At 65.5% G+C, this 11,668-nt stretch carries 12 protein-coding genes; 7 read left to right on the top strand and 5 right to left on the bottom strand.

Translation table 11 applies throughout. The annotated features are described in order from the left end of the window. Positions 1 to 12: 12 nt before the first annotated feature. Complete coding sequence (locus AC4PRM_RS08260; RefSeq protein WP_492039494.1) at positions 13 to 807, top strand: hypothetical protein; 795 nt, start codon at positions 13 to 15, stop codon at positions 805 to 807. Here the strand turns inward: AC4PRM_RS08260 and AC4PRM_RS08255 are convergent. Continuing rightward, positions 798 to 1,499: an HAD family hydrolase gene (locus tag AC4PRM_RS08255; protein ID WP_492039493.1), complete on the bottom strand. Its 702-nt coding sequence runs from the start codon at positions 1,497 to 1,499 to the stop codon at positions 798 to 800. The genes AC4PRM_RS08260 and AC4PRM_RS08255 overlap by 10 nt on opposite strands. Before the next feature lie 126 nt (positions 1,500 to 1,625). Between AC4PRM_RS08255 and AC4PRM_RS08250 the strand changes: the two genes are divergently transcribed. The 4 genes from AC4PRM_RS08250 to AC4PRM_RS08235 are packed head-to-tail and all read left to right on the top strand — an operon-like array spanning position 1,626 to position 5,834. Further along, on the top strand, positions 1,626 to 2,315 hold the full coding sequence (locus tag AC4PRM_RS08250) for an SDR family NAD(P)-dependent oxidoreductase (protein WP_492039492.1): 690 nt from the start codon (positions 1,626 to 1,628) through the stop codon (positions 2,313 to 2,315). Positions 2,316 to 2,325: 10 nt separating this feature from the next. Beyond that, positions 2,326 to 3,663: an amino acid permease gene (locus tag AC4PRM_RS08245; protein WP_492039491.1), complete on the top strand. Its 1,338-nt coding sequence runs from the start codon at positions 2,326 to 2,328 to the stop codon at positions 3,661 to 3,663. Between the two features lie 45 nt (positions 3,664 to 3,708). Continuing rightward, entirely contained in the window at positions 3,709 to 4,884 is a 1,176-nt protein-coding gene (gene carA, locus AC4PRM_RS08240; RefSeq protein ID WP_492039490.1) for a glutamine-hydrolyzing carbamoyl-phosphate synthase small subunit, read from the top strand. Continuing rightward, positions 4,881 to 5,834, top strand: a complete 954-nt coding sequence (locus AC4PRM_RS08235; RefSeq protein ID WP_492039489.1) for a hypothetical protein — start codon at positions 4,881 to 4,883, stop codon at positions 5,832 to 5,834. Before carA ends, AC4PRM_RS08235 begins: the two co-directional genes overlap by 4 nt. A gap of 3 nt (positions 5,835 to 5,837) precedes the next feature. On the opposite strand, the gene AC4PRM_RS08230 is transcribed toward AC4PRM_RS08235, so the two are convergent. The 3 genes from AC4PRM_RS08230 to AC4PRM_RS08220 all read right to left on the bottom strand — a co-directional run bounded on the left by AC4PRM_RS08230 (position 5,838) and on the right by AC4PRM_RS08220 (position 7,189). After that, positions 5,838 to 6,107: a hypothetical protein gene (locus AC4PRM_RS08230; protein ID WP_373258253.1), complete on the bottom strand. Its 270-nt coding sequence runs from the start codon at positions 6,105 to 6,107 to the stop codon at positions 5,838 to 5,840. Between the two features lie 171 nt (positions 6,108 to 6,278). Beyond that, the gene (locus AC4PRM_RS08225; protein WP_492039488.1) at positions 6,279 to 6,527 is read right to left on the bottom strand and encodes a transcriptional regulator; all 249 of its coding nucleotides are present in this window, start codon (positions 6,525 to 6,527) and stop codon (positions 6,279 to 6,281) included. A gap of 17 nt (positions 6,528 to 6,544) precedes the next feature. Then, positions 6,545 to 7,189 carry a hypothetical protein gene (locus tag AC4PRM_RS08220; RefSeq protein WP_487922485.1) on the bottom strand — a complete coding sequence of 215 codons (645 nt, stop codon included), beginning with the start codon at positions 7,187 to 7,189 and terminating at the stop codon, positions 6,545 to 6,547. A gap of 107 nt (positions 7,190 to 7,296) precedes the next feature. On the opposite strand from AC4PRM_RS08220, the gene dnaG reads away from it, so the two are divergent. After that, complete coding sequence (gene dnaG, locus AC4PRM_RS08215) at positions 7,297 to 9,195, top strand: DNA primase (protein WP_492039487.1); 1,899 nt, start codon at positions 7,297 to 7,299, stop codon at positions 9,193 to 9,195. 68 nt (positions 9,196 to 9,263) lie between these two features. Continuing rightward, entirely contained in the window at positions 9,264 to 11,207 is a 1,944-nt protein-coding gene (gene rpoD / locus AC4PRM_RS08210) for an RNA polymerase sigma factor RpoD (protein WP_373258249.1), read from the top strand. Positions 11,208 to 11,243: 36 nt separating this feature from the next. Here the strand turns inward: rpoD and AC4PRM_RS08205 are convergent, their stop codons facing one another. Further along, the gene (locus tag AC4PRM_RS08205) at positions 11,244 to 11,516 is read right to left on the bottom strand and encodes a hypothetical protein (protein WP_492039486.1); all 273 of its coding nucleotides are present in this window, start codon (positions 11,514 to 11,516) and stop codon (positions 11,244 to 11,246) included. Positions 11,517 to 11,668: the final 152 nt, after the last annotated feature.

The following is an 11,668-nucleotide window of genomic DNA, read 5'->3' as shown; positions in this document are numbered from 1 at the left end:
CTGGAGAAAACTTTGGCGATCATCAAAGGCATAGCCGACACTCTGGACACCGAGGTCGCGCGATTTTCGCAGGCACCTCTTCGACAGCCCGTTCTGATGAACAGCATCCCCAAGGGCGGAACGCATCTTCTGCGCAATATCCTGCGCATGTTCGTCCCGGTCGATCAGCATCATGCGCGGGATTTCATCCAGATACCGAACATGCACGAGCACCTGGATGCCCTGGACCCCTCGGCCCCGAAGCTGGCGATGGCTCATTTGCTGTTCGATGATCAGTCGGTGGCCAATGTCCGCTATGCACGACACATCGTGCTGGTTCGCGATCCCTACGACTGGGTCATCGCCCGCGCCCGGTTCCACGTTTCAGACGCCTTTGAGCAGCCCAACCTTCAGCACCTGAAGATCCCCGGCCTGTTTTCAAGCGACGTGCTTCTGAACATGATGATCTTCGGCATTCACCAGAAGGTGCCTGCGCTCACGGACATCTATACCCACAATGCCGTCGCCTGGCTGGGGACAGGCGTGCACCTGGTTCGCTACGAGGATGCGGTGCAGGCTGTTCAAAACCTGGAGTCAGCCGAGAGCGAAGCCTTCTTCGCGTCCTTGCTCGATGCGGCGGGCATAGACCAACCCGACGACTGGCGCGAGCGCGTGGCAGTCGGTGCAGATCGTAAGCGCAGCCGCACGGCGCGTGAAAACCTTGTCCTGCCCCAAGGGCTTCAACTGCCCGATACACTGCCGGAAACCCAGCGCCGCCTGATCGACGTTCATGTCCCGGGTCTGCGGGCCCTTCTGGGCTACGACTGAGCAATCTGACCGATCCAGGCCGGCAAGCTGCCGATGTTCTCGAGTGCGCCGTACCGGGCATGGTCCTGCGGCGCATCGGCCAGTTCGTGCGCCCAGGTCACGTGATAGGGGATGTGCACGCCGTAAGCCCCCGCCGCCAGGGCAGGCAGGACGTCCGACTTCATGGAGTTGCCGGCCATGACGGCGTCCTCGGCCCCGGTGCCGTGTCGGGCAAAGACGCGCTCATAGGTGCCGCGATCCTTTTCGGACACGATCTCGACGGCGGCAAACAGATCCCCCAGGCCTGAGGCGGCCAGCTTGCGCTCCTGATCCAGCAGGTCGCCCTTGGTGATCAGGACCAGGCGGTATTTTTCGGACAGGGTGGCCAGGGCCTCGTCCACCCCGGGCAGGGTCTCGACCGGATGGGCCAGCATCTCGCGTCCCGCCGCCAGGATTTCGCGCACAACCTCGGGCGGGGCCCCGCCGTCGCACAGCTCCATGGCGGTCTCGATCATCGACAGGGTGAAGCCTTTCACGCCGTAGCCATAGAGACGCAGGTTGCGTTGCTCCGTCTCGGCCAGCCGCGCCTCGATCACCTCGGCGTCGCCGTGATCGTCCAGCAGGTCGACGAACCGCGCGTGGGTCAGGCGAAAGATCGTCTCATTGTGCCAGAGGGTGTCGTCGGCATCGAGGCCGACAGTGGTGATGGGCATGGCGGGCGTCTCGTGGCTTCGAATGTGAGTGGGCGGTCTCGCGCGCGGTCGCGCGCAGGTCAATCGGTCGCCTTGTCGGCCGGCGCGGATTGCCCTCTTGCTGATGCGTCAGAGGGAGCGTCGTTCATGACAGATCAGGCAGCGGTAGTAATCGGCGCCTCGGGCGGCATCGGCTCGGCCATGGTGGAGGCGCTCAGGGCGTCGGCGCTCTATGCGACGGTCCACGCCCTGTCGCGATCCGGCACGGGACTGGACCTGACCGATGAAGCCGCCGTCGCTGAGGCGGCGCGTCAGGTGGGCGAGGGGCCGCCGCCGTCGCTGATCTTCGTGGCCACTGGCGTCCTTCACCACGGCCAGGAGCCGGAGCGGGCCTACAAGGCCATGACGGCCGAGCATCTGCTGCGGGACTATCAGGTCAACACGGTCGGCCCGGCCCTTGTGGCCAGGCATTTCCTGCCGCTGCTGCCACGTGACCGTCGCGCCGTCTTCGCCGCCCTGTCGGCGCGGGTAGGGTCGATCGGCGACAATCGGCTGGGCGGCTGGCACAGCTATCGCGCGTCGAAGGCGGCGCTGAACATGATCCTCAAGACACTGTCAATCGAGCTGGCGCGGACCCACCCGCAGGCGGTGGTCGCCGGCCTGCACCCCGGCACGGTCGATACGGCGCTCAGCGTGCCGTTCCAGAAGGGGGTGGCGGCCGACAAGCTGTTCACCGCAGACTACTCGGCCAGTCGTCTGCTGGCTGTGCTGGACGGCCTGACGCCCGCCGACAGCGGTGGTGTTTTCGCATGGGACGGGGCGCGGATTCCCGAGTAATCGGAAGGCCATGAGCCAGACCGAGATCCTGCCGATCCCCGATACGCCCTCCGCCCGAAAGATCGGCTGGGGCATCGCCGCCCTGGTGGTGGCCGGCAACATGATCGGATCGGGGGTGTACCTGGCCCCCGTCGCGCTTGCATCCACCGGCTCGTCCAGCCTGATCGGCTGGCTGATCTGCGGGGCCGGGGCGATGATCCTGGCGGCGGTGTTCGCGGGCCTGGGCCGGTTTCAGCCGGATGCCGACGGCCTGTCGGATTTCACGCGGCGGGGGTTGGGGCGGTTCATCGGCTATCAGACGGCCATCGCCTATTGGGGCGTCTGCCTGACCGGCAATATCGCCGTGGCCATCGCGGGCACCGGCTATCTGGCCTTCTTCTTTCCAGTGCTGGCCGAGCCGGTGCCGGCGGCGATGAGCAATCTGGCCCTGATCGCCATCACCACCGCCGCCTATGCGACCGGGGCCAAGGTGGCAGCTCGGCTGGGCGCGACGACGCTGGTGATCGGCCTGCTGCCGCTGGTGCTGGCCATCGTCGCCGGGGCTGTGGCCTTCAGCGGCGCGACCTTCTCCGCCTCGTGGAACCCGTCGAGCCAGCCGCTGACGGCCACCATACCCGCGTCGCTGGTGGTGATCTTCTGGTCCTTTCTGGGTCTGGAAAGCGCCGCCGCCTTGTCGAAACTGGTGCGCGACCCGGCCCGTGACGTGGGCCGGGCCAGCGTGGGCGGCGTGGGGCTGGCCCTGGTGGTCTATGTGCTGGCCTCCGCCGCCGTATTCGGCGTGATCCCTGCGGGCGAGCTGGCGCAATCGACCAGCCCGTTCGCCGATCTGGCCGCGCGGGTATTCGGGGCCTCGGTGGCCGGCCTGGTTGCGGCCTGCGCCGTCATCAAGGCGCTGGGCACTATCGCGGGCTGGACCATCCTGGGTGGCGAGACGGCAAGATCGGCGGGGGAGGCGGGCTATCTGCCGCGCGTCTTCGGCCATGCTAGCCGACCGGGCCATCTGCCGCTGTCCAATCCCCTGATCAACGGATCGATCATGGCCCTGCTGATCGTGGCGACGATTCAGCCGACGCTGGCGGGACAGTTCGGCCTGCTGATCGGGGCCTGTACGGTCCTGACCATCTGTCTGTATGCCCTGTGCTGCATCAGCCTGTTCCGGTTCAGCCAATCGACCGGCTGGCGTATTCTGTCGGTCGTGGGTCTGGTGTTCTCGGTCGGTGCCGTGGTCGCGGCGGCTCCGGGCAACGTCATTCCGGCCATCGTGCTGTTCGCGGTCGCCTCGGTGGGCTGGATCTGGGTTCGGAAGGGCGCAAACCACCGCGTTGACCCCGTACCGCCTACCCTTTAGCAACGCCGCCGTTTGCCCGCCGGGATTCGGTGGTATGGAGCGCGCATGACCCAGTCTTCGTTTCCGACCCTTCTTCCCGGTGTGACCGGCGTCCTGGCGCTGGCCGACGGCACCATCCTGCAAGGCCTCGGTTGCGGCGCGACCGGCTCGGCGCTGGGTGAGGTGGTCTTCAATACCGCCATGACCGGCTATCAGGAAATCCTGACCGACCCGTCCTACATGAGCCAGATCCTGGCCTTCACCTTTCCGCACGTCGGCAATGTCGGGACCAATGCGGACGACATCGAGCAGATCGGCGGCGGGTCGGACACCTCCGCACGCGGTGCCATCTTCCGCGACATGCCCACCGATCCGGCCAACTGGCGGTCCGACGCGGACCTGGACACCTGGATGAAGCGGCGTGGGGTCGTGGGCCTGGCGGGCATCGATACGCGCGCCCTGACGGCGCTGATCCGAGACGGGGGCGCACCCCATGCCGTGATCGCCCATGATCCGGACGGTCAGTTCGATCTGGAGGCCCTGGTCGCAAAGGCGAAGGCCTGGACGGGTCTGGTCGGGCTGGACCTGGCCAAGGACGCCTCCACCCTGCAGTCCTTCGACTGGGATCAGGGCCTGTGGGACTGGCCTGAGGGGCATCCGCGGGTCGATGCCTCGGACCGGTCGGTGGTGGTCATCGACTATGGCGTCAAGCGCAACATCCTGCGGGCCCTGGCCTCGACGGGCGCGAAGATCACGGTGGTGCCGGCATCGACGACCGCCGAGGAGGTTCTGGCGCGCAACCCGGATGGCGTGGTCCTGTCCAACGGCCCCGGCGATCCCGCCGCCACCGGCGAATATGCCGTGCCGGAAATCCGCAAGCTGGTCGACAGCGGCAAGCCTGTCTTCGGCATCTGCCTGGGCCACCAGATGCTGGCCCTCGCGCTCGGCGGCAAGACCGTCAAGATGGATCAGGGTCACCACGGCGCCAACCACCCGGTCAAGGATCTGACGACGGGCAAGGTCGAGATCGTGTCCATGAACCACGGCTTTACCGTCGACCGCGACAGCCTGCCGGATGCGGTCATGGAAACGCATGTGTCGCTGTTCGACGGCACCAACTGCGGCATCGCCCTGAAGGATCGTCCGGTGTTCAGCGTCCAGCACCATCCGGAAGCCTCGCCGGGGCCGACGGACAGCCTGTATCTGTTCCAGCGGTTTGCCGACGCGATGACACCGCGTTGAGCTTGCCTCCGGCCCGATCGCGTTATCTGACATGGCTGGCCAAGGCTCTGGCCCAACCGGTTGACGGGACGACATCGGTGCAGGGGAATGCGGTTCTGGGCTATGCCACCGGCTATGATGCTGCCGATATTGCGCCCTTCGTCCGATCCTTGCGGGCGGTGTTCGACGGTGCGGTGGCCCTGGTGGTGGACGACCGGCGTGATGTGGCGGCCTTGCTGGCCGAGTATGCGGTGATTGCGGTCGCGCCGGATCGGATCGACGGCTGGGCTCCACACCCTGTCATGCAAAGGTTCGCGGCGTTCGACCGGCTGCTGCGCGCCTGGCCCGGGGTCGATGGCGTCCTGATCACCGATGTGCGCGATGTGATCTTTCAGGCCTACCCGTTTCAGCCTCGACCGGACGGCCTGCTGGCGTTTCAGGAGTATGAGTCCGGCGTCCTGGCCGATCATGCCTTCAACATGAAATACATACGGGCCCTGGCAGGGAGCGGCCTGGCGGAGGCTATAGGCCAGCAGGCGTGTGTCTGCGTGGGGACGGTCATGGGGCCCCGGGCCGACGTCCAGCGCCTGTGCCGTGCCATACTCATGCTGGCCACCACCCCCCGGTCGTCCATCGGTGGCGCGTTCGGAGCGGATCAGGCGGCATGCAACCTGGCCATCCACCTGCGCATGATCGAGGCGCAGGTGTTGCCCAACTATGGTCGCGTGGCGACGTTGGGCATGACGAACGGGGCCAGCCTGACATTCAAGGACGGCAAGATCATCAATCCGGACGGCACTGCCAGCGCCATCGTGCACCAGCATGACCGGCATCCGCATCTGGCCGAGGCCGTGCATGCGCTCTGGGGCGGCGGCTTCGAGCGGCGCCAGCGCATCCAGCCCAAATCCGGCACTGAACGTCTGGACAAGCTGAAACAGTCGATCGCGCGACGCATGTCAGAGCCGCGTTAAGCTTCAGGGCAGGGGGGCGAAGCTCTTGCTCTCGCAGCGCAACTCGCTGGCCTTGCGGATGGCCATGGGCGCGGCGCTGAACCAGTAGCCGGCATCGTCTTCACGCAGGGCCCGGCGGCGTTCGATCGCCCGCATCCGGCGAAGGGCGGCGTTCTCCAGCAGGCGCGCGTGCAGGGCGCGGGGCGACAGTTCTGCGATGGCGGGGGAACCGGGGACGGCGACGGCGTCGGGGCCGATGGGTTCCACCGCCGGGCGGGCGATGGCGATGAACATGAGGGTCTCGTTGTCAGGAGCGGGCGACGCTTCTGCATCACAGGGTTCGGGGAGTTAACCACAGGGTCTGTGGATAGTTCCGCAATCTGACGAAATAATGTTCATTGATTCAGTGTGTTAGTGCCCCGATCTGGCCTTCTTGGTTAAAAAATCATTAACAGCGTTCGGTGATCAGCGCGTCAGCCGGTCAAGGTGTGCCTGCCAGGCGGCGCGGCCGGTGGCGGTCATGACGATCCGAGTTCTGGGCTTGCGGCCCAGAAAGCCCCGCCTCAGGATAACGTAACCCGCGGCCTCAAGCCGTTGCAGGTGGCTGGAGAGGGCGTTGTTGGCAATCTCCAGAGCCGAGGCAGCAGCCACGAAATCGCCTTCGCCCTGATCGGACAGCCAGGCCAGCAGGCCCGCTCGAACACGATGAGACAACAAAGCGTCTTCTTCAGTCATCCACGCCGCGTCCGCATCAGCAGGACTGCCGGCAGGAAGGCCAGCAGCAACAGGCACCCACACATGATCGGTAGCGCCCACAGGGTATTGCCGACATAGGCCAGGGCGATTGCGGCGGCGAAACTGCTGACGGCGACAACCAGCAGCCAGCGTCGGTCGCTGGCGATCGCTGTGGCCCACCACGCGCTGCCCCACAGCACCAGAAGGACCGGCCCCACAAAATGCACGGCATAGACGGCGTCGCTGGGTGGCTCGTTCCGAGTAAACAGCACAGCGGACGCGTAAAGCGTCACCAGGGCGATGAAGGCGGCAGACCAGATCGCTGAGGCCGCACGGTTCAATCGCACGCGATGAGGCCCTATCGTCCGCCAGATCGTCCAGAGAAGGGCGACCAGAAACGCCAGATGAGCCGCGACGAAAACCCAACGGCCCAGGAACTCGGATATGGGCCCTGGATGCGCATGGGGTGTTGGGGGACCTTCGACGGTGAAGGCCACGATCACCGACAACAGGGCAAAACCATAGACGCCGCCAAACACCGCCATGAGCAGCAGAAAAGGCGCCGGCTCACCCCGTCCTGCCGCCGCCAGACGCTTCAGATAGGCCAGGTCGCCTTCATCGGTTCCAGTTTGACCAGTCATTTCATTCCCACCGTCAAATGATATGACTACTTTTACATGCAAAGTGGTCAAGTCAAGAGGCTAAGCGTCCCCTTCGCATGGAGGCGCTAACCGATTAAGGCTGTGCAGTGCGCTTTGACGAACGATACATTGAGGAACTGAAGGCTCGCCTTCGCCCGTCCGACGTCATCGGGCGGTCGGTGAAGCTCAAGCGTCAGGGGCGCGAATATGTCGGCCTGTCGCCCTTCTCCAAGGAAAAGTCGCCGTCGTTTTTCGTCAACGATGACAAGGGCTTCTTCCACGATTTCAGCTCCGGCAAGCATGGCGACATCATCAGCTTCCTGCAGGAGACCGAGCGGCTGACCTTCGTCGAGGCGGTCCAGCGTCTGGCCGGCGAGGCAGGGATGGCCCTGCCGGCGGGAGACCCCCAGGCGGCCGAGCGCGAGGAGAAGCGCAAGGGTCTGGCCGACTGGATGGACCTGTCCCAGAAATGGTTCGCCGCCAATCTGCGCCGCTCGGTGGGCAAGGCGGCGCGGGAATATCTGGAGCGGCGCGGTCTGCCCGAGGATCAGTGGGAACGGTTCGGCCTGGGCTATGCGCCCAACGATCGAGAGGGGCTGAAACAGGCCCTGGTCCAGCGCGGTGCCAAGCCCGGCGATCTGGTCGAGGCGGGGATGCTGATCGCGCCGGAGGGGGGCGGCAACCCCTACGACCGCTTCCGCGACCGGCTGATGTTCCCGATCCTGGATGCGCGGGGGCGGATCGTGTCGTTCGGCGGCCGGGCCATGAACCCCGACGACCGCGCCAAATATCTGAATGGACCGGAAAGCCCGCTGTTTCACAAGGGAGCCACCCTCTACGGCCTGCCCGAGGCGCGGCGCATCCTGGGGGCCGAGTCCAAGGGCGAACAGGCCGTCGTCGTGGTCGAGGGCTATATGGACGTCATCGCCTGCCAGCGCGCGGGCATCCCCGCCGTCGCCCCCATGGGCACGGCCCTGACCGAAGAGCAAATGGCGTTGCTGTGGCGCGTGTCGTCCGAGCCCGTGCTGTGCTTCGACGGCGATGCAGCGGGCAGGCGCGCCGCCTATCGCGCCATTGATCGCGCCCTGCCGCAGTTGAAATCAGGCAAGTCGTTCCGCTTCGCCCTTCTGGACGGGGGGCAGGATCCCGACGACATCCTGCGTGACAAGGGTGCGCCCGCCCTGCGTCAGGCCATGTCGGGCACGCGGCCCTTCGCCGAGGTCCTGTTCGGCAAGGAGGCCGAGCTCGAACCGCTGGATACGCCGGAGCGCCGTGCCGGGCTGAAAGGTCGACTGCGGCAGGCGGCCTCGGCCATTCAGGACAAGGACCTGGCCGATCAGTATCGTCGCGACTTGTTCGACCGGTTCGACGCCCTGTTCACGCCGCAGCGCAGCCCGCAGTCCGTGCCAGGTCGTCAGGCCCCGGGCCAGAGTTTCAGCGGGCGTGGACGTGGGCGCTTTGGTCCACCGCCTATGCTGGGCCAGACGACGGAAGGCGCGCAGGCCATGCAGTCGCTGTCGCGCTCCATCGAGCCTGTGGCGGCCGCACTGGCCCATGGTGCCATCGACGATCCGGCCCGCATGGATGATCATCTGGAAGACATCGCGGCGCATGGCTTCGGCGACAAAGCACTGGATGGGCTGGCGCAGGAACTCGTCCGGTTGCGGTTCAGTGCCCAGGGAACAGCCCAAACCCTTGACAGCGCGGCCTTGCGACGCCATCTGGCGCAGTCGGGTCACGATGCTTTAGTGCGCGAGGTCGAGAAGGCGGCGGCAAAGTCCGGCGCGCCTTTCCTGGCCGCAAATGCGCCCCTCGCCGAAGCAAGGATCCGATGGTCGCAGGCGTTCGACGCACTTACTCGCGTCGCCGCCCTTGAAGATGCGCTGGCCTCGGCGGCCTCCATGCCGGGTCAGGACGAGGCGTTCCGCAGGTTGAAAGCCGAGCGGGATGCTTTGCGTCGCGCGGTCAAAACCGGTGAGATTTGGGAAGACAAAGCGGGCTCGTAACCAACGACCCCGTCACACATTGTATGAGATGGACGGCCTGATCAGCCCTCCGTCCGGAGACTGACTGAATGAGTGAAACGACCGAGACGCAGGAAGCCGAAGTCCAGAGCGACGGCCCGCTGCTCGACCTTACCGACGCCGGCGTCAAAAAATTCATCAAGCAGGCCAAGGCCAAGGGCTATGTGACGATGGAGGAGCTGAACAAGGTTCTGCCCTCCGAAGAGGTGACCCCCGACGCGATCGAGGACACCCTGGCCATGCTGTCCGAAATGGGCGTCAACGTCGTCGAGGCCGAAGAAGACGCAGGCGAAGCGGCGGGCACCGATGTCGCGGCTGCCGCCGGAACGGCCGTTGCCGAGGCTCCGGCCAAGGCCGCCTATGACCGCACCGACGACCCCGTGCGGATGTATCTGCGCGAGATGGGCTCGGTCGAGCTTCTGAGCCGCGAGGGCGAGATCGCCATCGCCAAGCGGATCGAGGCCGGCCGCGACGCCATGATCTCGGGTCTGTGCGAAAGCGCCCTGACGTTCGAGGCCATCATGGTGTGGCGTGACGAACTGGCCAACAACCGGATCCTGCTGCGTGAGGTCATCGACCTGGACGCCACCTATGGCGTGCTGAACCCGTCGTCCCTGCCGCACAACCAGCCGCCCCAGCCGCTGCCGGGTGAAAAGCCTGTGCCGTCTTCGGAAACCGAGGAAAAGGCGGACGAGGACGAGGAAGACGAAGACTTCGACGATGGCGGCGGGATGTCCATCTCGGCGCTGGAGGCCGAACTGCGCGATGGCGTCATGGATGTGCTGGACGCCGTGGCCGGCGACTTCGGGGCATTCCGCAAGCTGCAGGACAAGCTGGTCGAGAGCCGCCTGAAGGGCGAGGTCCTGACCGCCAAGGACCAGAAGGCCTATGACACCCTGACGGCGACCATTTCAGGTCGCCTGAAGACGATGAAGTTGAACAACAACCGCATCGAGGCCCTGGTCGAGCAGCTGTATGCGATCAACAAGCGCCTGATCGGGCTGGAGGGACGCCTTCTGCGCCTGGCCGACAGCTACGGCATCTCGCGGCCCGAGTTCCTGAAGTCGTATTTCGGTGCCGAGCTGGACCCGAACTGGGCCGATAGCGTCAAGGACATGGGCGTGCGCTGGACCAAGTTCAGCGAGAACGAATCCGCCCAGATCGCCCAGATCCGGGGCGACGTCGCCGCTGTGGCGACCGAGGCCGGCCTGCCGATCGATGACTATCGTCGCATCGTCCAGAAGGTCCAGAAGGGCGAGCGCGAGGCCCGTCAGGCCAAGAAGGAAATGGTCGAGGCCAACCTGCGCCTGGTCATCTCCATCGCCAAGAAATACACCAACCGCGGCCTGCAGTTCCTGGACCTGATCCAGGAGGGCAACATCGGTCTGATGAAGGCGGTCGACAAGTTCGAGTACCGTCGTGGATACAAGTTCTCGACCTACGCCACCTGGTGGATCCGTCAGGCGATCACCCGCTCCATCGCCGACCAGGCGCGGACCATCCGTATCCCGGTGCATATGATCGAGACGATCAACAAGATCGTCCGCACCTCGCGCCAGATGCTGCACGAGATCGGCCGCGAGCCGACCCCGGAAGAACTGGCCGAAAAGCTGGCCATGCCGCTGGAGAAGGTGCGCAAGGTTCTGAAGATCGCCAAGGAGCCGATCTCGCTCGAAACGCCCATCGGCGACGAGGAAGACAGCCACCTGGGCGACTTCATCGAGGACAAGAATGCGATCCTGCCCATCGACGCGGCCATTCAGTCGAACCTGCGCGAGACTACGACCCGCGTGCTGGCGTCCCTGACGCCGCGCGAGGAGCGGGTTCTTCGGATGCGCTTCGGCATCGGCATGAACACCGACCACACGCTTGAAGAGGTCGGCCAGCAGTTCTCGGTGACGCGTGAGCGCATCCGTCAGATCGAAGCCAAGGCGCTGCGCAAGCTGAAGCATCCGTCGCGGTCGCGGAAGCTGCGGTCCTTCCTGGACAGCTAGGTCTCAAATCCTCTCCCGGCGGGAGAGGAGCGAGGCTCAGTTCGGCTTGGGATCGTAGACCACACGGCAGTCGCCATCGATCGTGGTGTAGCGGTTGTTGGCGGCGTCCACGAACGAGATGCGTCCGCCGTCGTCGTATTCAACCTTGCCGGTGGACCGTCCCTCGAAATTCTGGACGCCATAGCTCCAGCAGGTGATCTGGGCCGGACGATCCCCCCAGGTCGCATCGTTGCGTGCCCGCTTGCTGTCGGTACAGGCGGCGGTGAACAGGACGGCGGCGAGGAGCGGAAGGAGCAGGACGGGCTTCATGGGGCACTGGTGCCATGCTGCAGCTCGGGTGGGAAGCCCGTTCTGACGGCCCACCTTTGCAACAGCCTCGCCGCGCAACGTTCTTTTTTCCGCCTCGCCGTCTCGTGATTCAAGCGTCTGACGAAATCCGCTAGCGTCCCGGCGATGACGCA

Source organism: Brevundimonas sp. DW-iso22, from assembly GCF_058725425.1.
The sequence above is the reverse complement of the archived record's forward strand: the minus strand, read 5'-3'. Positions and strand labels throughout refer to the sequence as shown.

Bases quoted from the DNA above. Each gene is read 5' to 3' on its own strand.
- AC4PRM_RS08255 (WP_492039493.1), bottom strand. From the start codon at position 1,499: ATGCCCATCACCACTGTCGGCCTCGATGCCGACGACACCCTCTGGCAC.
- AC4PRM_RS08250 (WP_492039492.1), top strand. From the start codon at position 1,626: ATGACAGATCAGGCAGCGGTAGTAATCGGCGCCTCGGGCGGCATCGGC.
- AC4PRM_RS08245 (WP_492039491.1), top strand. From the start codon at position 2,326: ATGAGCCAGACCGAGATCCTGCCGATCCCCGATACGCCCTCCGCCCGA.
- carA (WP_492039490.1), top strand. From the start codon at position 3,709: ATGACCCAGTCTTCGTTTCCGACCCTTCTTCCCGGTGTGACCGGCGTC.
- AC4PRM_RS08230 (WP_373258253.1), bottom strand. From the start codon at position 6,107: ATGTTCATCGCCATCGCCCGCCCGGCGGTGGAACCCATCGGCCCCGAC.
- AC4PRM_RS08220 (WP_487922485.1), bottom strand. From the start codon at position 7,189: ATGACTGGTCAAACTGGAACCGATGAAGGCGACCTGGCCTATCTGAAG.
- rpoD (WP_373258249.1), top strand. From the start codon at position 9,264: ATGAGTGAAACGACCGAGACGCAGGAAGCCGAAGTCCAGAGCGACGGC.
- AC4PRM_RS08205 (WP_492039486.1), bottom strand. From the start codon at position 11,516: ATGAAGCCCGTCCTGCTCCTTCCGCTCCTCGCCGCCGTCCTGTTCACC.